The sequence below is a fragment of the Anaerobacillus sp. 1_MG-2023 genome, assembly GCF_030547345.1.
Lineage (GTDB): Bacteria > Bacillota > Bacilli > Bacillales > Guptibacillaceae > Guptibacillus > Guptibacillus hwajinpoensis_B.
The window spans coordinates 1-257 of record NZ_JAUORD010000153.1 but is presented as its reverse complement, the minus strand read 5'-3'; the positions used below and the strand labels follow the sequence as shown (position 1 = coordinate 257).

At 69.6% G+C, this 257-nt stretch carries 1 pseudogene; it reads right to left on the bottom strand.

Annotated elements, in window-relative coordinates:
• A pseudogene (locus tag Q4550_RS23655) lies at positions 1-257 on the bottom strand (hypothetical protein); the annotation flags it as partial.

The window sequence follows — 257 nt, the reverse complement described above, 5'->3', positions numbered from 1 at the left end:
ACGAAGCCGTACTCCGCGAAATCGACCTCGCGGATCAGCTTGCCGCTCCACCGATCGACGTAGAGCGTACGCTGCCCCTCCGGCCGATCGGGATAGGTGTAGGCGGTGTAGACGCCGGTCGGCCCGGCGGGAAGAAACAACCGGTAGCCGCTGAGGTGATGCGCGCGGAACACGGCGGCGGCGCGGTCGGCACCGGTGATGGTCGCCGCATCGGACGCGCCCGCGCCCATCGCATGCCCGGCGTGTCCGGCATGTTC